The 23,074-nt window shown below is 71.1% G+C and carries 23 protein-coding genes and 1 pseudogene; 16 read left to right on the forward strand and 8 right to left on the reverse strand.

Annotated elements, in window-relative coordinates:
• Nucleotides 1–50 precede the first annotated feature (50 nt).
• A complete protein-coding gene (locus ACZ7OO_RS16140; protein WP_471505238.1) occupies nucleotides 51–782 on the forward strand; it encodes an SseB family protein in 732 nt (243 codons plus the stop codon).
• 3 nt (nucleotides 783–785) lie between these two features.
• On the opposite strand, the gene ACZ7OO_RS16145 is transcribed toward ACZ7OO_RS16140, so the two are convergent.
• The gene (locus tag ACZ7OO_RS16145; protein ID WP_471505239.1) at nucleotides 786–1,160 is read right to left on the reverse strand and encodes a DUF1844 domain-containing protein; all 375 of its coding nucleotides are present in this window, start codon (nucleotides 1,158–1,160) and stop codon (nucleotides 786–788) included.
• Nucleotides 1,161–1,560: 400 nt separating this feature from the next.
• Here ACZ7OO_RS16145 and infC point away from each other — a divergent pair, with 400 nt between their 5' ends.
• The 10 genes from infC to ACZ7OO_RS16195 all read left to right on the forward strand — a co-directional run bounded on the left by infC (nucleotide 1,561) and on the right by ACZ7OO_RS16195 (nucleotide 12,447).
• Entirely contained in the window at nucleotides 1,561–2,217 is a 657-nt protein-coding gene (gene infC / locus ACZ7OO_RS16150; protein WP_352220194.1) for a translation initiation factor IF-3, read from the forward strand.
• Nucleotides 2,218–2,352: 135 nt separating this feature from the next.
• Nucleotides 2,353–2,547 (forward strand): 50S ribosomal protein L35, encoded by a 195-nt coding sequence (gene rpmI, locus ACZ7OO_RS16155; RefSeq protein WP_189264757.1) that lies wholly within the window; start codon nucleotides 2,353–2,355, stop codon nucleotides 2,545–2,547.
• A 97-nt stretch (nucleotides 2,548–2,644) separates the two neighbouring features.
• A complete protein-coding gene (rplT, locus tag ACZ7OO_RS16160; protein ID WP_018549117.1) occupies nucleotides 2,645–3,028 on the forward strand; it encodes a 50S ribosomal protein L20 in 384 nt (127 codons plus the stop codon).
• A 107-nt stretch (nucleotides 3,029–3,135) separates the two neighbouring features.
• A complete protein-coding gene (locus ACZ7OO_RS16165; RefSeq protein ID WP_471505241.1) occupies nucleotides 3,136–3,990 on the forward strand; it encodes a TrmH family RNA methyltransferase in 855 nt (284 codons plus the stop codon).
• 53 nt (nucleotides 3,991–4,043) lie between these two features.
• Nucleotides 4,044–5,180 (forward strand): sensor histidine kinase, encoded by a 1,137-nt coding sequence (locus ACZ7OO_RS16170; protein ID WP_471505242.1) that lies wholly within the window; start codon nucleotides 4,044–4,046, stop codon nucleotides 5,178–5,180.
• Nucleotides 5,181–5,342: 162 nt separating this feature from the next.
• Nucleotides 5,343–6,464, forward strand: a complete 1,122-nt coding sequence (gene pheS, locus ACZ7OO_RS16175) for a phenylalanine--tRNA ligase subunit alpha (protein ID WP_352219978.1) — start codon at nucleotides 5,343–5,345, stop codon at nucleotides 6,462–6,464.
• Nucleotides 6,464–8,977, forward strand: coding sequence for a phenylalanine--tRNA ligase subunit beta (pheT, locus tag ACZ7OO_RS16180; protein WP_471505244.1), 2,514 nt, complete (start codon nucleotides 6,464–6,466; stop codon nucleotides 8,975–8,977). Before pheS ends, pheT begins: the two co-directional genes overlap by 1 nt.
• A 195-nt stretch (nucleotides 8,978–9,172) precedes the next feature.
• Entirely contained in the window at nucleotides 9,173–10,279 is a 1,107-nt protein-coding gene (locus ACZ7OO_RS16185) for a PP2C family protein-serine/threonine phosphatase (protein ID WP_471505246.1), read from the forward strand.
• A 202-nt stretch (nucleotides 10,280–10,481) separates the two neighbouring features.
• Complete coding sequence (locus tag ACZ7OO_RS16190; RefSeq protein WP_471505247.1) at nucleotides 10,482–11,822, forward strand: transcriptional regulator; 1,341 nt, start codon at nucleotides 10,482–10,484, stop codon at nucleotides 11,820–11,822.
• Nucleotides 11,823–11,910: 88 nt separating this feature from the next.
• Nucleotides 11,911–12,447: an NUDIX hydrolase gene (locus ACZ7OO_RS16195; RefSeq protein ID WP_471505249.1), complete on the forward strand. Its 537-nt coding sequence runs from the start codon at nucleotides 11,911–11,913 to the stop codon at nucleotides 12,445–12,447.
• Nucleotides 12,448–12,466: 19 nt separating this feature from the next.
• On the opposite strand, the gene ACZ7OO_RS16200 is transcribed toward ACZ7OO_RS16195, so the two are convergent.
• Entirely contained in the window at nucleotides 12,467–12,724 is a 258-nt protein-coding gene (locus ACZ7OO_RS16200) for a hypothetical protein (protein ID WP_352219974.1), read from the reverse strand.
• Between the two features lie 216 nt (nucleotides 12,725–12,940).
• On the reverse strand, nucleotides 12,941–13,801 hold the full coding sequence (locus ACZ7OO_RS16205; protein WP_471505250.1) for a 3-hydroxybutyryl-CoA dehydrogenase: 861 nt from the start codon (nucleotides 13,799–13,801) through the stop codon (nucleotides 12,941–12,943).
• Between the two features lie 170 nt (nucleotides 13,802–13,971).
• On the opposite strand from ACZ7OO_RS16205, the gene ACZ7OO_RS16210 reads away from it, so the two are divergent.
• Nucleotides 13,972–15,198 (forward strand): glycoside hydrolase family 10-like protein, encoded by a 1,227-nt coding sequence (locus ACZ7OO_RS16210; protein ID WP_471505251.1) that lies wholly within the window; start codon nucleotides 13,972–13,974, stop codon nucleotides 15,196–15,198.
• A gap of 46 nt (nucleotides 15,199–15,244) precedes the next feature.
• Here ACZ7OO_RS16210 and ACZ7OO_RS16215 read toward each other — a convergent pair whose 3' ends face one another.
• Complete coding sequence (locus tag ACZ7OO_RS16215) at nucleotides 15,245–15,445, reverse strand: DUF1918 domain-containing protein (protein ID WP_471505253.1); 201 nt, start codon at nucleotides 15,443–15,445, stop codon at nucleotides 15,245–15,247.
• A gap of 13 nt (nucleotides 15,446–15,458) precedes the next feature.
• Nucleotides 15,459–16,385, reverse strand: a complete 927-nt coding sequence (locus ACZ7OO_RS16220) for a DMT family transporter (protein ID WP_471505254.1) — start codon at nucleotides 16,383–16,385, stop codon at nucleotides 15,459–15,461.
• On the opposite strand from ACZ7OO_RS16220, the gene ACZ7OO_RS16225 reads away from it, so the two are divergent.
• The 3 genes from ACZ7OO_RS16225 (at nucleotide 16,384) to ACZ7OO_RS16235 (ending at nucleotide 19,053) form a co-directional block, all read left to right on the forward strand.
• Entirely contained in the window at nucleotides 16,384–17,853 is a 1,470-nt protein-coding gene (locus ACZ7OO_RS16225; RefSeq protein ID WP_471505255.1) for an aminotransferase-like domain-containing protein, read from the forward strand. The genes ACZ7OO_RS16220 and ACZ7OO_RS16225 overlap by 2 nt on opposite strands.
• A gap of 43 nt (nucleotides 17,854–17,896) precedes the next feature.
• Nucleotides 17,897–18,343 carry a GNAT family N-acetyltransferase gene (locus ACZ7OO_RS16230; RefSeq protein ID WP_471505257.1) on the forward strand — a complete coding sequence of 149 codons (447 nt, stop codon included), beginning with the start codon at nucleotides 17,897–17,899 and terminating at the stop codon, nucleotides 18,341–18,343.
• Between the two features lie 116 nt (nucleotides 18,344–18,459).
• Nucleotides 18,460–19,053 carry a histidine phosphatase family protein gene (locus tag ACZ7OO_RS16235; protein WP_471505258.1) on the forward strand — a complete coding sequence of 198 codons (594 nt, stop codon included), beginning with the start codon at nucleotides 18,460–18,462 and terminating at the stop codon, nucleotides 19,051–19,053.
• 105 nt (nucleotides 19,054–19,158) lie between these two features.
• On the opposite strand, the gene ACZ7OO_RS16240 is transcribed toward ACZ7OO_RS16235, so the two are convergent.
• The 3 genes and pseudogenes from ACZ7OO_RS16240 to ACZ7OO_RS16250 all read right to left on the reverse strand — a co-directional run.
• Nucleotides 19,159–19,602, reverse strand: a complete 444-nt coding sequence (locus ACZ7OO_RS16240; RefSeq protein WP_471505559.1) for a DUF6314 family protein — start codon at nucleotides 19,600–19,602, stop codon at nucleotides 19,159–19,161.
• A 14-nt stretch (nucleotides 19,603–19,616) separates the two neighbouring features.
• A complete protein-coding gene (locus tag ACZ7OO_RS16245) occupies nucleotides 19,617–19,853 on the reverse strand; it encodes a hypothetical protein (RefSeq protein ID WP_471505260.1) in 237 nt (78 codons plus the stop codon).
• Nucleotides 19,854–19,910: 57 nt separating this feature from the next.
• Nucleotides 19,911–20,204, reverse strand: a pseudogene (locus tag ACZ7OO_RS16250) (carboxymuconolactone decarboxylase family protein); the annotation flags it as partial.
• Nucleotides 20,205–20,451: 247 nt separating this feature from the next.
• Between ACZ7OO_RS16250 and ACZ7OO_RS16255 the strand changes: the two are divergent.
• Entirely contained in the window at nucleotides 20,452–23,073 is a 2,622-nt protein-coding gene (locus tag ACZ7OO_RS16255) for a YfhO family protein (protein ID WP_471505261.1), read from the forward strand.
• Nucleotide 23,074: the final 1 nt, after the last annotated feature.

A 23,074-nucleotide genomic window follows, 5' to 3' on the forward strand; every position in this document is an offset into this window, starting at 1 on the left:
TTCGGGGCCCGCACAACCGCAGCAGCATCCCACCGATAGGGTCGGGGACCGTGGCGAACAAGAACATTCCCGACTCCGGCTACTCCGACGACGACGGCTCCGCCGACCCCCGGCTGACCGCCGCGCTGGCCGCCTGGGCCGAGGACCGGACGGCGACGGGACCCGTCCTGGCGGCACTGAAGGGCGCGCGGCTGCTCGTCCCGGTGGTGGCCGTCCTGGGCGAGGTGGAGGAGGACGAGAACGGGCTGCGCCGCGAGAAGACCAGCGACATGGCCGTCCCCACCCTGAAGGCCGGCCACCGTACCGCCCTGCCCGCCTTCACCTCCACCGAGTCGCTGGCCCGCTGGGACCCGGCGGCGCGGCCCGTCGCCGTACCCCTGCACCAGGCGCTGCAGGCCGCCGCGCACGAGAAGGCGGACACGGTGGTGCTGGACCTGTCGGGGCCGGTGCCGTTCGAACTGACCGGATCGGCGCTGCGGGCGCTCGCGGAGGGGCGTACGACGGCTGATCCGCTCGCCGACCCGACGGTGCGGGAGGCGGTACGGGCCGCGGTGGCCGCCGAACCCGCCGTACACCGCGCCCACCTCGGGCCGGGGCAGACGGACGGCACCCTCGCCCTGGTCCTGGACCCGGCCGCGCCGGCCGCCGAGACCGTCCAGGCCGTCGCCGGGCGACTGGCCGCCGACGAGACGCTGCGGGCCCGCCTGGTACGCGGCCTCGACCTGGCACTGCTGCCGGCCGGGACCACGCCGCCGGGCGAGCCCTTGTACGTAAGGAACTGATCGCTAGCCGTAGACCGGGCCGGTGTACTTCTCGCCGGGGCCCTGGCCCGGTTCGTCGAGGACGATCGAGGCCTCGCGGAAGGCCAGCTGGAGCGACTTCAGGCCGTCCCGCAGCGGGGCCGCGTGGAAGGAGCTGATCTCGGTCGCGGACGCGTCGAGCAGTCCGGCGAGGGCGGTGACCAGCTTGCGGGCCTCGTCCAGGTCCTTGTACTTGTCGCCCTCCTCGGTCAGACCGAGCTTCACGGCCGCGGCGCTCATCAGGTTGACGGCGACCGTCACGATCACCTCGACCGCGGGGACCTCGGCGATGTCGCGGGTCATCTCGTCGAAGTCGGGCTGTCCGGCGTCACCGGGGCCAGGAAGGGGCGTCTCACTCATGACGCCCACGATAGGCGCAGCGGACCCAGGGCTCCGACCTGGGCCCAGGACGTCCCAATTGGTCCTCTCTCCGCTTTGCTGCTAACCTTGTGTGACGACCGGCCGGACGGGTATGCCTCGCGGCTAACCGACCCGGCCCACAAGTGGAGGCTTCGAACTCCCACCTGATCGCCCTGCTGGGCGGCGGGTCACCGGTCAGACGGTCGCTTCGCCGCTATGGCGACGGCGTTCCGTCCGATAGTGCGCCCCGCGATCCTCGCGGCGGTGTTCCGGTAGTTCGAGGAGCCCCGCCTGTGATCGTCCGGGGCATTTTTTCTGCTTCGGTGCGGTTAGGTCTCACGAAAACAGACGTTACGCGGCTGTCCGCCAGACCGTCGCGTGGTGCTACCGAGGAGGATCCATCAGCACCGAGCCCCGCATCAACGACCGGATTCGCGTTCCCGAGGTGCGACTTGTCGGTCCCAGTGGCGAGCAGGTGGGCATCGTCCCCCTGGCCAAGGCACTGGAGCTTGCGCAGGAGTACGACCTCGACCTGGTCGAGGTGGCGGCGAGCGCACGCCCGCCGGTCTGCAAGCTCATGGACTACGGCAAGTTCAAGTACGAGTCGGCCATGAAGGCCCGTGAGGCGCGCAAGAACCAGGCGCACACGGTCATCAAGGAAATGAAGCTCCGGCCGAAGATCGACCCGCACGACTATGACACCAAGAAGGGTCACGTCGTACGGTTCCTCAAGCAGGGCGACAAGGTCAAGATCACGATCATGTTCCGTGGTCGCGAGCAGTCCCGGCCCGAACTGGGCTACCGACTGCTGCAGCGTCTCGCGGAGGACGTCCAGGACCTCGGTTTCGTCGAGTCGAACCCGAAGCAGGACGGCCGAAACATGATCATGGTTCTCGGTCCGCACAAGAAGAAGACCGAGGCGATGGCCGAGGCCAGGCAGGCGCAGGAAGCCCGCAAGGCCGAAGCGAAGGCCAACCCCGGCAAGTCGCAGAACGCGGCTGAGCTGGAGGCCGACGCGGAGGCCGAGGCGCCCGCCGAGGAGCCCGCCGAGGCGTGATCCCGGGGGCAACCGCCCCAGGTCAGCACCCAGGGGCGAAAGTCTCCGGATGCAATCGATACAAGAGCGACGTTCCACCGTGCCCGGTTTCGCGACCGGGCACCGGAGCGCCATCGACGAGGAGATAACGGCGCTATGCCGAAGAACAAGACGCACAGCGGTGCCAGCAAGCGCTTCAAGATCACCGGCTCCGGCAAGGTGCTGCGTGAGCGCGCCGGCAAGCGCCACCTGCTCGAGCACAAGTCGTCTCGTGTGACGCGTCGCCTCACCGGCAACGCCGAGATGGCCCCGGGCGACACCGCGAAGATCAAGAAGCTTCTCGGCAAGTGACACGCGGGCGCCGGCCGGCGCCCTGAAGTCAGCACCGGGACCCAGTCGTTTCCGGGCCGCGTGAGTCAACCGCGGCCCCGCTACAAGGAGTTAACAAGTGGCACGCGTCAAGCGGGCAGTCAACGCCCACAAGAAGCGCCGGGCGATCCTCGAAGCCGCCTCCGGCTACCGCGGTCAGCGTTCGCGCCTGTACCGCAAGGCCAAGGAGCAGGTCACCCATTCGCTGGTCTACAACTACAACGACCGCAAGAAGCGCAAGGGCGACTTCCGGCAGCTGTGGATCCAGCGCATCAACGCCGCTGCCCGCGCCAACGGCATCACGTACAACCGCTTCATCCAGGGTCTGAAGGCCGCGAACGTCGAGGTCGACCGCAAGATCCTGGCCGAGCTGGCGGTCAACGACGCCGGCGCGTTCGCCGCGCTCGTCGAGGTCGCGCAGAAGGCGCTGCCGGCGGACGTCAACGCGCCGAAGGCGGCGTGACGCTGGCGCTGGCCTTGGCCGACGTGACTGAAGGACCCGCAGGCTGAATGGCCTGCGGGTCCTACTGTTGCCTGCCGCCCCATCTCTTGCTGAAGGTGAAGAACAAGATGCCCACCCCCGAGCTGATCTCCCCCCGCTCCGCCCGTGTGGCTGCCGCTCGGCGGCTTGGCAAGCGGAACTTCCGGGGGAAGGACCGGCTGTTTCTCGCCGAGGGTCCGCAGGCTGTGCGGGAGGCGGTGGGGCATCGGGTCGACGGGACGGCGACGCTCGTCGAGCTGTTCGCGACCGTCGAGGCCGCGGAGCGGTACGCCGACATCGTCGGGGACGCCCGGGACGTCGGCGCCCGGATCCACCTCGCCTCCGAAGAGGTCGTCGCCGACATCTCCACCACCGTCACCCCACAGGGGCTGGTCGGTGTCTGCCGGTTCATCGACACCCCGTTCGAGGACATCCTCGCCGCCCGTCCCAAGCTCGTCGCCGTCCTCGCCAACGTCCGCGACCCTGGCAACGCCGGGACCGTGCTGCGGTGCGCGGATGCTGCCGGTGCGGAGGCCGTCGTACTGACCGATGCCTCTGTCGACCTGTACAACCCCAAGGCCGTGCGCGCCTCCGTCGGGTCGCACTTCCATCTGCCCGTCGCCGTAGGGGTGCCCGTCGAGCAGGCCGTCGCCGGGCTGAAGAACGTCGGTGTGCGGATCCTCGCCGCCGACGGCGCCGGGACCGACGACCTCGACGACGAGCTCGACAAGGGCACGATGGGCGGACCCACCGCCTGGGTGTTCGGGAACGAGGCCTGGGGGCTCCCGGAGGAGACCCGCGCGCTGGCGGACGCCGTCGTGCGCGTTCCCATCCACGGGAAAGCCGAAAGCCTGAACCTCGCCACCGCCGCCGCCGTATGTCTGTACGCAACGGCCCGTGCACAGCGTGCCTCCGGAGGGTGCCGTTCCGTCACCGAGAGCTAGTAAGGTGACCAGCTCGGGGGCCTGCTGCGCCGTCTGAGAGGTGGAGTACGGGGATGAGTGTCGGCACCAGCAACGCGCCGGGCGGCAGCGGCACCGGCCGCGTACCCGCACCCCGGCATGGCGACCTCACCGGCTCCGGTGTCGACCCCGACGAACTGCCCGACGGCCTGGTGGTCGCCGACGAGCACGGCATCGTCGTACGCTTCAACGCGGCCGCCGCCCGGATCACCGCCACCGCCCCCGCCGACGCCCTCGGACAACGGCTGGAGAAGGCCCTGCCGTTAGAGGACCTGGAGGGCAGGCGCTGGTGGCAGCTCACCGATCCCTACGGCGGCCTCGCCATCCGGGTCGGTCAGCCGGAGCGGAACCTCCTGCTGCCCGGCGGCCGGGAGGTGCTGGTGTCCGCCAGGTATGTGCGCGCCGAGCCCACCGGGCCCGTCCGCCGGGTCGTCGTGTCGCTGCGGGACACCGAGGCCCGCCGCCGTACCGAACGCAGTCACGCCGAGCTGATCGCCACCGTCGCCCACGAGCTGCGTTCCCCGCTGACCTCCGTCAAGGGGTTCACCGCCACCCTGCTCGCCAAATGGGAGCGGTTCACCGACGACCAGAAGCGGCTGATGCTGGAGACGGTCGACGCCGACGCCGACCGGGTCACCCGGCTCATCGCCGAGCTGCTGGACATCTCCAGGATCGACAGCGGACGCCTTGAGCTGCGCCGGCAGCCCGTGGACATAGGGGCGGCCGTCGGGCGGCACATCCAGGCGTATGTCGCCGCCGGGCAGCCCGCCGACCGGTTCCTGCTCCGCATCGAGCAGCCGCTGCCCGCGCTGTGGGCCGACCCCGACAAGGTCGACCAGGTCCTCAGCAACCTCATCGAAAATGCCGTGCGGCACGGCGAGGGAGCCGTCACCATTGACGTCACGCCCTCGGCGTCCCCGCGCGAAGGGGAGAGCGCCGGCACGTCGGTCACCGTGAGCGACGAGGGGCCAGGCATCCCGGAGGAGTCCATGAACCGCGTCTTCACCCGCTTCTGGCGGGGCAGCAAGCGCGGGGGCACCGGCCTCGGGCTCTATATCGTCAAGGGCATCGTCGAGGCCCACGGCGGAACCATCACCGTCGGACGCGCCGCGAGCGGCGGCGCCGAGTTCCGATTTACGTTGCCCGTGAGCGCACCGGCGTATCTCGCCTGAGATCACGGACACCGTCCGGCTCACCGAGACCGCCTGAGCAGCCCGCGGGCGCTTCGCATTCCTCCACCCCGTTAGACTCGGCCTTTGGCACCTTTGTGTCCTTCACACGGCCCACCAACGGTCTCGGGGACCACCGCCAGCCAATCGGAAGCACGGGAAGAGATGTCGGCACCCAATAAGTCGTACGACCCTGTCGAGGTCGAGGCGTTGAAACCGGAAGAGATCGAGCGCATGCGGGACGAGGCGCTCGCCGCGTTCGCCGCCGCGGGCTCCCTCGACGCGCTCCAGGAGGCCAAGGTCGCCCACACCGGGGGCACCTCCCCGCTGGCCCTCGCCAACCGCGAGATCGGCGCCCTGCCCCCGCACGCCAAGGCCGCCGCCGGAAAGCTGGTCGGCCAGGCCCGCGGCGCCGTGAACAAGGCCCTTGCCGGCCGCCAGGAGGAGCTGGAGGCCGAGCGCGATGCCCGGGTGCTGGTCGAGGAGGCGGTGGACGTCACACTGCCCTACGACCGCGTCCCGGCCGGTGCCCGCCACCCGCTGACCACGCTCTCGGACCGCATCGAGGACATCTTCGTGGCCATGGGCTACGAGGTCGCCGAGGGCCCGCAGGTCGAGGCCGAGTGGTTCAACTTCGACGCCCTCAACATCGGCCCGGACCACCCGGCGCGCGGCGAGGCGGACACCTTCTTCGTCGAGGGCCCGCAGGGCGGCACCGAGTCCGGTGTCGTGCTGCGCACCCACACCTCGCCGGTCCAGATCCGCTCGCTGCTCGACCGCGAGCTGCCGGTCTACGTGATCTGCCCCGGCCGCGTGTACCGCACCGACGAACTGGACGCCACCCACACCCCGGTCTTCCACCAGGTGGAGCTGCTCGCCGTCGACGAGGGCCTGACCATGTCCGACCTCAAGGGCACCCTGGACCACATGGTCCAGTCGCTGTTCGGCGAGGGCATGAAGACCCGGCTGCGGCCGAACTTCTTCCCCTTCACCGAGCCCAGCGCCGAGATGGACATGCTGTGCTACGTCTGCAAGGGCGAGTCCGTCGGCAACCCCGACCGGCCCTGCCGTACCTGCTCCTCCGAAGGCTGGATCGAGCTGGGCGGCTGCGGCATGGTCAACCCGCGGGTGCTCACCGCCTGCGGCGTCGACCCGGAGAAGTACAGCGGCTTCGCCTTCGGGTTCGGCATCGAGCGGATGCTGATGTTCCGCCACAACGTCGAGGACATGCGAGACATGGTCGAGGGTGACGTCCGGTTCACCCGGCCGTTCGGGATGGAGATCTGATGCGGGTCCCGCTTTCCTGGCTGCGGGAGTACGTCGACCTGCCGGCCACCGAGACCGGCCGCGATGTGCAGGCCAAGCTGATTTCGGCCGGTCTGGAGGTCGAGACCGTCGAGCAGCTCGGCGACGGCCTCAAGGGCCCCCTGGTCGTCGGCCAGGTCCTCACCATCGAGGAGCTGGAGGGCTTCAAGAAACCGATCCGCTTCTGCACGGTCGACGTCGGCAGGGCCAACGGCACCGGTGAGCCGCAGGAGATCGTCTGCGGCGCCCGCAACTTCGCCGTCGGCGACAAGGTCGTAGTCGTCCTGCCAGGGGCAGTGCTCCCCGGCGGGTTCGCGATCAGCGCCCGCAAGACGTACGGCAGGACCTCCCACGGCATGATCTGCTCCAGCGACGAGCTGGGCATGGGCGCCGACGGCACCCACGGCATCATCGTGCTGCCGCCGGAGACCGAGGTCGGCAAGGACGCCATCGAGCTGCTCGAACTGGTCGACGAGGTCCTGGACATCGCCGTCACCGCCAACCGCGGCGACTGCCTGTCCATCCGCGGTGTGGCCCGCGAGACCGCCATCGCCTACGGTCTGCCGCTGCGCGACCCGGCGCTGATCGACGTACCCGGCCCGAACGCCTTCGGCTACCCGGTCCAGGTCGCCGACCCGATCGGCTGCGACCGGTTCACCGCGCGCACGGTCACCGGGCTGAGCCCCGAGGCCCGCTCCCCGATCTGGCTCCAGCGCCGGCTCCAGAAGGTCGGCATGCGCCCGATCTCGCTCGCCGTCGACGTCACGAACTACGTGATGATGGAGCTCGGCCAGCCGCTGCACGCCTACGACCGCAACCTGGTCCAGGGCACCATCGGCGTCCGCCGCGCGGCCGAGGGCGAGAAGATCGTCACCCTCGACGGCGTCGAGCGGAAGTTGCACGCCGAGGACCTGGTGATCACCGACGACCGCGGCCCGATCGGTCTCGCGGGCGTCATGGGCGGCGCCAACACCGAGATCGCCGACCACGAGGACATGGAGAACGCCACCTCCGACGTGGTGATCGAGGCGGCCCACTTCGACGCCGTCGCCATCGCGCGCACCGCCCGCCGCCACAAGCTGTCCTCCGAGGCCTCCCGCCGCTTCGAGCGCGGGGTCGACCCGCAGGCCGCGGCCGCCGCCGCGCAGCGCACGGTGGACCTACTGGTGCTGCTCGCCGGCGGCACCGCCGAGGCCGGCGTCACCGAGGTGATCGCGCCCTCCGCGCCGCACACCATCACCGTCGCGGCGAACCACCCCGACAAGGTCGCGGGTGTCGAGTACGGCCGGGAGACCGTCGTCCGCCGTCTCCAGGAGGTGGGCTGCGATGTCTACGGGCAGGACGAACTGATCGTCACCGTGCCGTCCTGGCGGCCCGACCTCATCGAACAGAACGACCTGGCCGAAGAGGTCATCCGCCTGGAGGGCTACGAGAACCTGCCCTCCACGCTGCCCAAGGCGCCGTCCGGCCGGGGCCTGACCCACCGTCAGCGGCTGCACCGCCGGGTGGGCCGCGCGCTGGCCGGGGCCGGTTATGTCGAGGCGCCGAACTACCCGTTCGTCAGCGAGCAGGTCTTCGACCAGCTGGGCCTGGCTGCCGACGACCCGGCCCGCCGTGCCCTCCGGCTGACCAACCCGCTCAACGACGAGGAGCCCGCGCTGCGCACCTCGCTGCTGCCGGGTCTGCTCGGTGCGCTGCGCCGCAACGACGGGCGGGGCGCCCACGACCTGGCGCTGTTCGAGACCGGCCTGGTCTTCCTCCCGCGCGAGGAGCAGGGCGTCGCCGGTCATCTGCCGGTCGACCGCCGCCCGACCGACGAGGAACTCGCCGCGCTGAACGCCGTGCTGCCCGAGCAGCCCCGGCACGTGGCCACCGTCCTCACGGGCGCCCGCGAGCAGGCCGGCTGGTGGGGCAAGGGCCGTCCGGCCGACTGGGCCGACGCCGTCGAGGCGGGGCGCACGGTCGCCCGTGAGGCCGGGGCCGAGCTGATCGTGCGGTCCGGCCAGTACGGGCCGTGGCACCCCGGCCGGTGCGCCGAGCTGGCGGTCGTCGCCGACGGCACCGAGCGGGTCGTGGGCCACGCCGGCGAGCTCCACCCGCGCGTGCTCAAGGCACTGGGGCTGCCCGCGCGCACCTGCGCGATGGAGCTGGACCTGGACGCCCTGGAGCAGGCCGGCGACGGTGTGCCGCAGGCGCCGAGCATCTCGACGTTCCCGGTGGCCACGCAGGATGTCGCCCTCGTGGTGGACAAGCCGGTACCGGCCGCGGATGTCGAGGCCGCGCTGCGCGAGGGCGCGGGTGAACTGCTCGAAGGCATCCGGCTGTTCGACGTGTATGTCAACGACGAGCAGCTCGGCGACGGGAAGAAGTCGCTGGCGTACGCGCTGCGGTTCCGGGCGTCCGATCGCACGCTGACGGTGGACGAGGCGTCGGCTGCCCGGGATGCGGCGGTCGCCCTGGCGGGCGAGCGCACGGGAGCGGTGCTGCGGGGCTAGGCGCAACGGACACAGTCCCGAGTCCCTTCGGGGCGCTTGCCACCTGCATAAATGCGGGTGTCTGACGGACGGTCACTCATTCGGGTGAGATCCATCCGGGACATGGCCCTTTCGGGGCATGCCGTCGACAGAATCGGACCGGCCTTTCGGGGTCGGTCCGTCTGTTCTGTCAGGGCCTACTTGGGGGCCATCGGCATGATCCGCATCAAGGCTGGGGTTCCCCGTGGGAGGCGGCCCCGGACACGTTCTCGGTCCTCGCGCTGTGCGCTCGCCCTGGGGTTGCCCACGGTGTGGGGTGCCGTCGCGGTCTCGTACAAATTCGGATGCCCGCTGGCCGAGCAGAACGGGCTCGGCGCGCGGATCGTCACCAGCGCCGTGTTCTTCGCGGTCGGCACCGGGCTGATACTCCATGTCCGCCGGGCCCTGCTCCGGGAGCTACGGCAGGCCCGCAGGGTCGCCTGCGCCGCGCAGAGCGTGCTGCTGCGGCCTCTGCCGCCCCGTCTCGCGGGGCTGAACGTCGCGGCCGCCCAGCTCTCCGCCGACCGGGGCGCGATCATCGGCGGCGACCTCTACGAGGCCGTCGCCACCGAGCACGGCGTACGGGTCGTGATGGGCGACGTACGCGGGCACGGACTGGCCGCCATCGGCACCGTCGCCGCCGTCCTCGGCAGCTTTCGCGAGGCCGCCCACGACGAGCCCGAACTGGGCCATGTCCTCGGCCGGCTGGACCGCGCCCTCGCCAGACACCTGCGCGAACGAGCCCGCGCCGAACACCCCTCCAGCGGCCTCGACCCGGACAACCCGGTCGCCGAGGAGTTCGTCACCGTACTCCTGCTGGAGATCGCCGGGGACGGCGAACTACGCGCTCTCAACTGCGGCCATCCATGGCCGTATCTGATCAGCGGGACGAGGATCGGCCCGTTGTCGGGGGCGGAACCGCTGCCGCCTCTGGGGCCCTTCCCCCTGCCGCCGGACCTTGCCGCCACGCACTGTGGTCGACTGCTCCCGGACGACTCCCTCGTCCTTTATACGGACGGTGCGGAGGACGCGAGAGACGCGCGGGGCCACTTCTTCTCCCTGCGGGGGGCCTTGGCGGAAGCGGTACGGGACCGCCCGGTCTCTCCGCAGACCATCCTGAGGACGGTCTTCACCGCCCTGCTCCACCACACGAACGGCCGTCCCTCCGACGACATCGCACTCCTCGCACTGACCAACGACCGTGCACAGCAACGCGCCTTGCTCGGGGCGCGGGGAACCGTGCGACCGACCCCTGCGCACCCGCAGCCGTCAACGCACCGCTAGCCCCCGGACATCGGCCAGGCCACCGCACTGTAGGAGGGGGGGAGCCGGCGGCCCGGCCGGCCTCTTGCGAGGCAGTTCAGTCAACCGGTCCGACACGCTCCGCAACAGCGTGCGTACGCTGCGGATTCGCGCACTCCGTTCACACCCCGTGTGAACACCCACGCACTACGCTGACGGCACCAGGCCACTCGGGGGGGCATTCATGCAGCCCAATTCTCTGCTCGACGCGATCCTGGACGAGGCGGGGATCTCGCACGCCGGTCTCGCCGCCCATGTCAACCAGGCGGGCCGGGCCCGTGGACTCTCGCTCCGCTACGAACACACCGCCGTGGCACGGTGGTTGAAGGGCCAGCGGCCGCGTGGCCAGGTGCCCGACCTGATCTGCGAGGTGCTCGCCGCCCGGCTGCACCGCACGGTCACCCTCGATGACATCGGCCTCGGCGTGCCCGGCGAGCCCAGTGTCCCGCACACCACCGCGCTCTCCGGGTTCGTCGAACGGGCCACGGCCCTGTGGCGGTCCGACGAACAGCAGCGCCCGCACATACTCGGCGCCCCCGCCGTCACCGGCACGCCCGCGGTGATGCCGGTGTGGGAGTGGGAGAACCCCCCTGAGGACGTGGACGTCTCGCGTGGCGGCCGGCACCGGGTCACCCCGGGCGACCTGGAGATGCTGCGTGCCGCCCGCGCCCACTACGAGCAGATGTACCGCAAGGCCGGCGGCATGGCCACCCGCAGCAGGGTCGTCGGCTTCCTCAACGCCGAGGCGGCTCCGCTGCTGCGAGGCAGCTACACGGACGCCACGGGGCGTCAACTGCACCGGGCGACCGGGGGATTGGTCGCCATTGTGGGGATCTGCGCCTACGACTCCGACGCCCACGGCCTCGCTCAGCGTTACTTCCACCAGGCCCTGCGCCTGGCGAAGGCGAGCGGCGACCGGGGACTCGGCGCGTACGTCATCGCGCTCCTTGTCAACCAGGCGCTGTTCATGCGGGAGTTCCGGCAGGCCGTCGCGTTCGCGGAGGCCGCGCTGCGCGCCGCCGGCAAGCACATCACCCCGGCGCTCGCCTCCGACCTCTACGCGATGCAGGCCAAGGCGTACGCCCACCTCGGCGACGGCACGAGCGCGCTGTCCTGCATCCGGCGGGCGGAGGCGGCCGCCGAACGCATCCGGCGCGGCTATGAACCCGACGAGACCGGCTATGTCCAACCCGGTCTGGTCAATGTGCAGGTGGCCGAGGCGCTGCTCAGTCTCGGCGAGCTGGCCGCCGCCCGGGAGCATGCCGCGGCCGCCGTCGACAACCCGGCCCACGACCGGGGACGGGTGCATCGGCTGGCCATGCTCAGCACCATCGAACTGCGCCAGGGAAACGCGGACAACGCGGTGGCCACGGCCGTGCAGATGGCCGAACAGGCCCGCGGAATGGAGTCCCAGCGACTGCGCGACAGACTCCGCGCGGTGCGCGAGCACCTGGTGCGCAGCGGTTCGGCCGGAACCGCCGAAGCCGCCGAGCTCATCGACAGCGCGCTGCGCGTACCGCTGTAGACCGCACCCGTATCGATCGAGGCGCACTGTAGGCCTGAGGAGTCCCTGCTGCGATATTGCCACTTACTCGGCGGAAGGTGGCAGAACCGTGCAGTGGACGAAACTGAACGAACAATCTGTGTATGAAAACCGCTGGTTCAGCGTCAAACTCGCAGATGTCGAGCTGCCGGACGGCCGGCATCTCGACCACTTCCTGATACGGCTGCGGCCCGTGGCCGTGGCGACGGTGGTCAACGAGGCCAATGAGGTCCTCCTCCTGTGGCGCCACCGCTTCATCACCGACAGCTGGGGGTGGGAACTCCCGGCCGGTGTGGTCGAGGACGGTGAGGACATCGCCGTCGCGGCCGCCAGGGAACTGGAGGAGGAGTCCGGCTGGCGGCCGGGAACCCTGCACCACCTCATGACCGTGGAGCCGTCCAACGGCCTCACCGACGCCCGGCACCACATCTACTGGTCCGACGAGGGCGAGTACGTCGGACACCCCGTGGACGACTTCGAATCGGACCGCCGGGAGTGGGTCCCTCTCAAGCTCGTCCCGGACATGATCGCCCGCGGGGAGGTCCCGGCCGCCAACATGGCGGCCGCGTTACTCCTGCTGCACCACCTCAGGCTGGCCGGTGACTAGGCGACTGACGACTGGCCGACTAGCGGGCCAGCGCCTGCCAGACGGTGACGACGAGGGCGCCCAGTGCGATGAGCGCGGCGATCGAGGGCAGAGGCCAGCGGGCATTCTCCAGCGAGGCGAGGCGGGCGTTCACGTCGTCCAGTTCCTTGGCCGTCTCCTTGGTGCGGTGACTGAGCAGGTTGAGCCCTCCCTCGACCCGGGCGTAGGCCACATCGAGGCGACGACGTAACTCTGCGAGTTCTCCTTGGACCACGGGATGCTCTTGTTCGGTGGCCACGGGTCCACTCCTTTGCGTAGTCGAAGATGTCGTTCCGCATCCCTTTGCATGCGCATGAAGATGAACTCGCCAGGTGAGCGCGTGGGGAGAGTGTGCGAAGGGCATATGCGTGTCCGGAGCGCACACGGTGTGTGAAACACGCGGGCCCGGCACCGTTGGCGGTGCCGGGCCCGTGGAGCATCGCTCCCTGTAATCAACGTGGAAAGTCGGGTGTGCTCAGCCGTAGGTGTAGAAGCCCGAGCCGGTCTTCCGGCCCAGCCGGCCCGCCTCGACCATGCGCTGGAGCAGCGGGGGAGCGGCGTACAGCGGCTCCTTGTACTCGGCGTACATCGAGTTGGCGATGGAGACGATGGTGTCCAGACCGATCAGGTCGGACAGCTTCAGCGGGCCCATCGGGTGGGCGCAGCCCATCTCCATGCCGTTGTCGATGTCCTCGCGGCTCGCGATGCCGGACTCGAACATCCGGATGGACGAGAGCAGATACGGCACCAGTAGCGCGTTGACCACGAACCCGGACCGGTCCTGGGCGCGGATCGCGTGCTTGCCGAGCACCTTCTCGGCGAAGACCTGGGCACGGCTCAGGGTGCCCTCGGAGGTGGTGAGCGCGGGGATCAGCTCGACCAGCTTCTGCACCGGGGCCGGGTTGAAGAAGTGGATGCCGATCACATGGTCGGGACGGGAGGTCGCGACCGCCAGCTTCACCAGCGGGATCGAGGAGGTGTTGGAGGCCAGGATCGCGTCCGGGCGGGTCACCACCTGGTCGAGCACCTGGAAGATCTCCGTCTTCACCTGCTCGTTCTCGACGACGGCCTCGATCACCAGGTCACGGTCGGCGAACTCGCCGAGGTCCGTGGTGAAGCTCAGCTGCGCCAGGGTGGCGTCCCGCTCCTCCTCGCTGATCTTGCCGCGCTCGGCCGCCTTGCCCAGGGAGTTGAACAGCCGGGTACGGCCGATCTCCAGGGCCTCGCCGGTGGTCTCGGCGACCTTCACGTCCAGACCGGAGCGAGCGCACACCTCGGCGATGCCTGCTCCCATCTGGCCGCAGCCCACGACTCCGACCTTCTCGATGTCGGTCACATCGTCCCCTTCGCTGATCTACGGCCGGCCGGCAGGACCTCCGGATCCGGTGCCTGCTCCGTTCGTGCACGTTACCCGTAAGTATCGATGATCGATCGTGTGGGTGGGTGCATCCTGTGGCGCGGAGGCGATCCGTGACCACGCGGATCCGGAGAGTTAGAAGGTCTCAGATGGCAGGAGTGTCTCGCAGGATGTTTGCGGCGGCGGCGCTGTCGACGCTGGCGCTGGCGGCACCGGGGGCGACGGCCGCGGCCCGGCCCCGACGCGCGGCCACCGAGATGCGAGGCATGTGGCTGGCGACCGTCTCCAACCGTGACTGGCCCTCGCGCACCGGGCTGTCGGCCTCGGCCCAGCGCAAGGAGCTGACCGCCCTCCTCGACAAGGCGGTGGACTACCGGCTCAACACTGTGATGTTCCAGGTGCGGCCCACCGCCGACGCGTTCTGGCCCTCGCCCCACGAGCCCTGGTCCCAGTACCTCACCGGCACCCAGGGCAAGAACCCGGGCTGGGACCCGCTCGGCGTGGCCGTCGCGGAGGCGCACGCCCGGGGCCTGCAACTGCACGCCTGGTTCAACCCGTACCGGATCGCCAACAACACCGACCCGGGCAAGCTGGTCGCCTCGCACCCCGCCCGCAAGCACCCGGACTGGGTGGTGCCATACGGCGGCAAGCTCTACTACAACCCCGGCATCCCGGCGGTCCGTGCCTTCGTGGAGCAGGCGATCCTGGACGCGGTCGCCAAGTACCCCGTGGACGCGGTCCACTTCGACGACTACTTCTACCCGTACCCGGTGGCCGGCCAGACCTTCGACGACGACGACGCCTACGACACCCACGGCGGCGACTTCTCCTCCCGGGCGGCCTGGCGCCGGGACAACATCGACAAGCTGGTGACCGAGACCGCCGCCGGGATCAGCAAGCTCCGGCCCGGCACCCGGTTCGGAATCAGCCCGTTCGCCGTGTGGCGCAACGCCACCACCGACTCCCGGGGCTCGGACACCCAAGCGGGGGTGGAGACCTACGACGACCTGTACGCGGACACCCGGAAATGGGTGCAGAAGAACTGGATCGACTACGTCGTCCCGCAGGCGTACTGGCAGATCGGCGACGCGGCCGCCGACTACGCCAAGGTCGTCGAGTGGTGGGCGGGCGTGGCCAAGGGCTCCGGGACCCGGCTCTACATCGGTGAGGCGCTGTACCAGGCGGGGGCCGCCGGCGCGCCCACCGCCTGGCAGAACCCGGCCGAGCTGTCCCGGCATCTGACCCTGGCCAACCAGTACGCGCAGGTCGGCGGGCATGTGTACTTCGCGGCCCAGGACGTGGCCGCCGATCCGATCGGGGCGCTGTCACGGGTGGTCGCCGACCACTACCAGCAGCCGGCCCTCCCGCCGGTCTGACCGGAGAGCGGCGGGCGCCCCCGTTGCGTAGGCCCGTCGCCGCGGCCTACTGACGCTGTTGGGTCTCCCGGTGCTTGACCTGGCAGTCGGGGCCGGGGGACATGATGGCCTCGTGGCCGTCCTCGAAGCGGACCCGGTAGGGCGGGTTGCCCTCGGGGCCCAGCACCTGGACGACTTCCGAGACATGGTCGTGCTGTCCGACCACCCTGCCGTGCTGGACAAGCTGGTCGCCCTTGGATGCATGCATCTCCAGGGCCTCCTCACGATCGCGATCGTTGGGTGACGGCGATGCACACGAGCACTGCGGCGGCCGTGAGTGGAGCGGCCGCGGTGACGTGCTCGCCGAGCAGCAGTACCGACCACACCAGTGTGAGCAGGGGCTGGGCCAACTGCAACTGGCTGGCCTTCGGAATGCCGACGGCCGCCATGCCCCGGTACCAGACCACCAGACCGAGGAACTGCGAGCCCACCGCCACCCACAGCACGCCGGCCACGCCGTGCGCGTTCCAGACGACCGGCTCGTACGACAGCGCGACCACCGCGGCCGGCACGGTCAGCGGCAGGCAGCACACCAGCGCCCAGCCGATGACCTGCCAGCCCGGCATGATCCGGGCCAGCCGGCCGCCCTCGGTGTAGCCGGCCGCGCACACCACCAGCGCCGCGAAGAGATACCCGTCGGCGGTCGTGAGCGCCCCGCCGCTCTGGGCGATCGTGAACGCCAGCACGGTCGCCGCGCCCGCGAGGGCCGCCGCCCAGAAGGTGCGGGAGGGACGTACGCCCATGCGCAGGGCCGAGAAGAGGGCGGTGGTCAGCGGGAGCAGGCCCGCCACCACGGCCGCGTGCGAGGTGGTGGAGGTCTCCAGGGCGAGCGTGGTCAGCATCGGGAAGCCGAGCACCACGCCGGCCGCGACGACGGCCAGCCCCGCCCAGTGCCGGCGCTCGGGCAGTCGTACCCGAAGGAACAGCAGACAGCTGCCCGCCATGGCCGCCGCGAGCACGCTGCGCACCGCCACCAGCGCCCAGGGCCCGAACCCCTCAAGCCCCCAGGCGGTGGCCGGGAAGGTGAGGGAGAAGGCGACGACACCGAGTGCGGCCTGCAGGGTGCCGGCCCGATGGGAGGCGGGGGTGGCCGGGGGAGTGTCGACCGCTATCGAACTGGCTGTGGTAGCGCTACTCTCTACTCTCATGCAAGAGCGTAGCAGTGTCCTTGAACTGGCGGAACATCTGCGGCGGGAGCTCGACCGCTACTCGGCGGGTGGAAAGCTGCCGTCGAGCCGGGCGCTGGTGGAGCGGTTCCGGGTGAGCCCGGTGACGGTCTCGCGGGCGCTGGCCCAGCTGGTCGCGGAGGGTCTGGTCGTCACCCGGCCCGGTGCCGGTGCCTTCAAGGCCCGGCCGCGGACCACGGCAGAGTCCACCGGGGACACCTCCTGGCAGGAGGTGGCGCTCAGCGCCGACGGCGCCCTCGACGTGGTCCCGCGCACGGTCGACGCATCCGGGGTCACCGTCTGCCTGGCCGTCCCGCCGCCCGGTGTGCTGGAACTCAGCGGCGGCTACCTGCACGCCTCCCTGGAACCGGAGCGCGCGATGGCGGCGGCACTGGCGAGGGCCGGCCGCCGGCCCGGCGCGTGGGGACGGCCGCCCCTCGACGGGCTTGCGGAGCTGCGCGAGTGGTTCGCCCGGGACATCGGCGGCGCGGTCACCACGGCCGACGTGCTGATCGCGAACGGTGGCCAGTCGGCCCTGGCCACCGCCCTGCGCGCGCTCGCCCCGCCCGGCGCCCCGGTCCTCGTCGAGTCCCCCACCTACCCCGGCATGCTCGCCATCGCACGCGCCGCGGGACTGCGCCCGGTCCCGGTCCCGGTCGACCCCGACGGGGTGCGCCCCGCCCTCCTCGCCGACGCGTTCCGCGCCACCGGCGCCCGGGTCTTCGTCTGCCAGCCCCTCTTCCAGAACCCGACCGGGGCCGTCCTCGCCCCCGACCGCCGCGCCGAGGTGGTGCGGATCGCCCGGGAGGCCGGCGCGTTCGTCATCGAGGACGACTACGTACGACGGCTGGTCCACGCCGACGCGGGCCCGCTGCCCCGCCCGCTCGCCGCCGACGACCCCGACGGAGTCGTGGTGCACGTCGGCTCGCTGACGAAGGCCACCTCGCCGAGCTTCCGGGTGGCCGCACTGGCCGCCCGCGGTCCGGTCCTCGAACGCCTGCGCGCCATCCAGATCGTCGACACCTTCTTCGTCCCCCGCCCCCTCCAGGAGGCCGCCCTCGAACTCGTCGGCTCCCCGGCCTGGCCCCGCCATCTGCGCGCCCTGTCGGCCGAGTTGAAGAGCCGCCGTGACACCCTCACCGGCGCACTCGCCCACCACCTCCCCGAACTCGCCCTCCCGCACATCCCCTCCGGCGGCTACCACCTCTGGCTCCGCCTGCCCGAAGGCATCGACGACACGACCCTGACCGCCGCGGCCCTCCGCGCGGGCGTCGCCGTCACCCCCGGCCGCCCCTACTTCAGCGCCGAACCCCCGGCCGCCCACATCCGCCTGAGCTTCGCGGCGGTCGCCGGGACGGGGGAGATCCTGGAGGGCGTACGACGGCTGCGGACGGCCTGTGACGAGGTGCTGCGGCCCGGAACCCTGAGAGCCCCGTCCGAAGGACCCTGAAATCCGATCGACGCCGGTGCGGCCGACCGGCGAGGATCCCCCCATGAGCGACGCACCCAGCCTCCCCGAGGGCTATGAGTTCTCCGCCGACACCGACCGTGTGGACGTCGAACGCGTCCACGACTGGCTGTCCACCGACGCCTACTGGGCGACCGGCCGCCCGCTGGAGCAGCACCGGCGGGCGATGACCGGCTCCCTCAACTTCGGGGTCTACGACACCGTCACCGGGGAGCAGGTCGCGTACGCGCGCGTGGTGACCGACCAGGCGCTGTTCGCCTGGCTCGCCGACGTGTACGTCGACCCGTCGGTGCGCGGCAAGGGCGTCGGCACGGCGATGGTCGGGGCGATCCGCGAGCACCTGCGGCCGTCCGGGGTGCGGCGCGTCCTGCTCGCCACCCACGACGCCCACGGGGTCTACGAGAAGCTCGGATTTGCGCCGCTCGAACACCCGGACCAGTGGATGGTCCTCTACTACGAGGCACCGAAGTGACATTCCGGTTGACTTGTCGGACACCTCCTGACCATTGGGTAACGTTTCCCCCTCCTCGCGCAAGTCACCCATCAAGAGCCCTTGACCTGTGCACTTGAGCGTCACACCATCGCCGCATGTCACTTCGGGTCACGTTCGTGGCGGCCGCGCGCAGCTCACCGCTGCTCGCGGAGCGCTTCGAGGACGCCCGCCCCCTGGACCAGGCGGGCTGGGACGAGGTGCAGCGCGTCGCCGCCGACCTGCTACCGCTCGCGGCGGCCGAGCTGCGCTACTGTTCGCCGACCCCGCGCAGCCGCGCGACCGGCGAGGGTCTGGGCTACGCCCCGCTGGTCCAGCTCGCCCTGCGCGACTGCGACATGGGCCGCTGGCGCGGGCTGACGCTGGGCGAGGCGATGGCCAGGGAGCCCGACCAGGTGGACGCCTGGCTCGGCGACCCGCGCGCCACCCCGCACGGCGGTGAGTCGCTGCTGTCGTTCATCTCCCGGGTCGGCGGCTGGCTCGACACCCGCCCGGTGGACGACGGCGGCCGAATCGTCGCCGTCGCCGAGCCCTCGGTGATCCGCGCCGCGCTCGTCTACGCCCTCAAGGCGCCCCCGTCGACATACTGGAACATCGACGTGCGCCCCCTGTCGACGACCACGGTGACGGGCCGCGCCGGACGCTGGAACCTACGGTTCGACGTGTCGCCGAACCAGGCCTCGCGTACTTGAGCGCTCCGCTGGAGGTGCCGCATGGCGGCGGCGTCGGCGGTCCGTGGAGCCGTGGTGGCCGGTTCGTGGTCACGGGTTGGTGGGCCGAGGTCCGCTGGTCCGGTCTCAGGGCTCGCGCACGTAGTCGCTGGTCAGGACCAGGTCCTTCGCCGGGCCGCCGACCAGCCACACCGTCCGCCAGTGGTCGGCGTCCCGGACGGTGAACTCGCCCCGGTAGAGGTCGGCCGCGCACGGGTGGTCGGCGACATAATGTCCCGACGCCAGGTCCAGGTCGTGGAAGGGCCGCCCGTCGGCGAACCGCACGTCCGCCGTGCCCGGCCGCGGCCCCGGCAGGAACCGCAGCGTCCGCTCGGCGGGCCGCGCCACCCCCTGCCAGGTGAACGTCCCCGACTCCTCGTGCAGCAGGCCGCCCCCGGCCAGCGTCCGGAACACCGTGGCCCCCTCGAACCACCCTTCGTCCCCGCTCGCCAGATCCCGCACGCCCCGCTCGACCCGCCACCGCCCGAGCAGGTGCGCGAGCACATCGGCCACCGGCCAGAAATCACCCACGGTCATGCCTTCGGTCATGTCTTCTTCGGACGGGGGGAGCCGGTCGGTGCCTTGCGCTCGGCCTGCTGCCGGATCTCGTGGTGCGAGGCGTGGCCGGTCGCCCGGAACGCCTCCTCGTACGCGGCGAGCGCCCCACTCAGCCCGCCACCCGCCGAGCCCCGTCGCCGGATGTACCGCGCGAGCCAGGCGAGAGCCGCGAGGACGGCGGCGAACCCGGCGAGCACGATCAGGTACGGCAGCAGCATCTGCATGCGCCGACTTTACGCCGCCATGGCACCCGTCCCCGAGCCGGCCGACGTCCGCCCCCCGATCTCCTGGGGCGTGAGTCCCGCGTTCAGGGAGAAGTTGATGTGCACCTCCAGCTGGGGCTCACAGCCGCCGAGCGCGGTGAGCATCCCCAGGGTCACCAGCTGCCGGTCACGCGGCACCAGCTCGGGCCGGGAGCAGATCTCCCCGAAGCCCCAGGCGACGACCTGGTGGCCCAGCTCGGGGCTGCTGTCGGCCAGCGACTCCAGGACCCGCTCCCCGAGCCCGCCGTCGACCTGGCTCATGACCTCCAGCCCACGGGCGAAACGCTCGTCACGGCTGGTGCTCTCGCTCATCTCAGCCCACTGGTCAGGACATTCTGACCTGGTTCTCAACGGCGAGTTAACCTGTCGCTCACATCCTGGAAATCTTCTGTTTCCATCGAAGTAATGAATTCCTTCTACACGCGTACACACATTCGGAATTCGACTTATTACTTCACAGGCGAGACACAACCATCAGGAACCTCTACCCGTCTAAGTCGGCGAAACACCGACCAGCGGGGAGTAACCACCCCCCGTTTTTCTCTGGGGGCCGCACAGCATGAATCGCACGACCCTGACCGGGCACGAACAGGGGGTGAAACCGGCGGGGAGCGAAGAGCGGGAGACCGGACTCGCGCGACGGCTGAACGCCGATCCGCGCCGGGCGGCCGCCCTGCTCTCGGCGCTCCTCACCACCGTCGCGTTCTGTGCGGCCGACGTGGTGGCCCGCAGCTACCCCTTCGGCTCCCACACCCGCAGCGTCAACGACCTCGGCAACCAGTACGTGCCCTTCCACGCCCACCTGTGGGACCTGCTGCACGGCAGGGCCGACGGCGGGATCGTCTTCAACTGGCAGTCCGGTTACGGCTCCAGCTTCCTGCCTGACATCGGCACCTATGTCAGCAGCCCGTTCGCCCTGCTGGTCGGGGTGTTCCCGCGTGACGAGATCGACCTCGCGGTGTACGTGATCACCGTGCTGAAGACGGCGACCGCCGGAGCCGCCATGGCCTGGCTGCTGCTCAGCCTGCGCCGCGGCCGCTGGTGGGCGGCCGGGATCCTGGGTGCCTCCTACGCCCTGTGCGGCTGGAGCCTCGCCCTCGCCTCGTTCAACCCGATGTGGCTCGACGGGCTGATCGCGCTGCCGCTGCTCTGCCTGGTCGGCGAGTGGGCCATGGCCGGCCGGCGCCCGCTGCTCGGCGTGCTGATCGTGGCGCTCGCCTGGACCGCCAACTTCTACACCGCCTACATGGCCACCCTCGGCGCCGCCCTCGTGCTGCTGCTCCGGCTGGTGCTCGCCGAGCTGCCGTGGCGGCGCGCACTGGCCGTGGTCGGCCGGGCCACGGTCGTCGTCGGGCTCGGGATCGGCCTGGCCGCGCCGCTGGTGATCGTCGTCTACTCCGGCACCAAGCACGCCTACCCGGGCCGCGAGGGCCACTTCGCCCCGGTCGGCGCCGACTACCTGTTCGCCCGGCTGCTGCCGACCACCTACAGCTACAACTCGCCGGCCCTCTACGTCGGCATCACCGCGCTGGTGCTCGCCCTGGCCCTGCCCTTCCACCGCAAGGTCCCGGCCCGGGTACGGGCGGGCTGGACGGTGCTGGTGCTCGCCGTGGGTCTGTCGTTGCAGTGGGCGCCGACCAGCCTGGCCTGGCACGCCTTCGCCGCCCCGAACGGCAGCTCCTACCGGCAGGCCTTCGTGTTCTGCGCCCTGCTGGTGATAGCGGCGTGGCATGCCCTTGCCTACGGGCTGCCGGACCGGCGCGCCCTGGGCGCCGCCACCGTGCTCCTGGTCCTGATCGCCGTCGTCGCCGGCCGCAGCACCCTGACCCAGAAGCATGCCCACCACACCTGGCCGGTGGTGCTGATCGCGGTCGCGGGCGCCCTCGGCGGGCTCGCGCTCCTGAGTCTCAGGGACGGCAGGCCCGCGCTTGCCGGACTTGCCGCCGTGCTGCTGATCGGCGCCCAGTTCGGCGAGGCCGCCGCCACCTCCGCCGTGGCCGGCCGTATGCGTCTCAGCCAGATGGACGACTACGCACCCTGGGGAGACCGCCAGCAGCGGGAGGCGGACGCCGTCGCCCAGGCCGACGCCTGGCCCAAGTACCGCACCGAACCCGGCCGCAACCAGACCGTCGCCAACGACCCGATGATGGTCGGCGGCCAGGGCTCCCAGTACTACAGCAGCCTCACCTCCGACGTCCTCAGCCGCACCCTCACCGCGCTCGGCGACGGCTGGACCTCGCGCGGCCGCAGCCTGCAGAGCCTCGACAACCCGGTCACCGACGCAGTCTTCTCGGTGGGCGCCCGGGTGCACAACCCGCCGGACCCGCACCAGAAGTGGCTGCCCCAGGGCGGCGGCCCGGCGACCGTCACCCGCGAGGACGTCCCGCCGCTGGTGACCGTGCGGCCCGCCGCCGCGCGCACCACCCCGGCCGCCTTCGGCCTCTCGCCGTACCGCAACCAGGAACTGCTGCTCGGCACCCGCGTCTACACCCTGCCGCGCACCACCCTCAGCGGTGAGCGGAAGGGCGACGAGGTGCGGGGGCTGCTGGTCGACGGAGCGCAGACGCTCACCGCTCGGTGCCGGGCCGGAAGCGAGGCGTTCCTGTGGGCGCCGCATTACTCCGGTACGGCACAACTCGCCAGCGGCGGCGAGCAGCAGCTCTACCGGTCCGACGCCGAGGGCGCGAAGATCGCCGCGATGCAGCCGCTCGGCACGGTACGCGCCTCGGGGCGGGTGCGGATCGACCTGTTGCCCAACCGGCTGAGCCGCGTCCCGGCGCAGGGCGCCGTCGGCTGCCTCGACACCGCGAAACTGCGCAGCGCCGTACAGCAGTTGAAGTCCACGGGCGCGACCGAGGTGACCGTCTCCGACGGCACCCTGCACGCCCGGCTTCCCGCCGGCAGCAGGGGAACCGCCGTCGTGGCCGCCCCGCGGATCGCCGGCTGGCGCTGCTCAGCCGGGGGCGACGAGGTCGCGGCGAGCGAGTTCTACGGCCTGATCGCCGTCCCGCTGCACGGCTCCGCCACCAGCCTCACCTGCACCTTCCACCCACCCGGGCTGCGCCTGGGCACCGCCGTCGGCGGCGCCTCGCTGCTGACCCTGATCCTGCTCGGCACCCTCTCGGCCGTACGCCGCAGAACCGTCATCCGCTCCGGCGAGCGCACGACCACCGCTCACTGAC

The sequence above is a fragment of the Streptomyces sp. NPDC111744 genome, assembly GCF_055634995.1.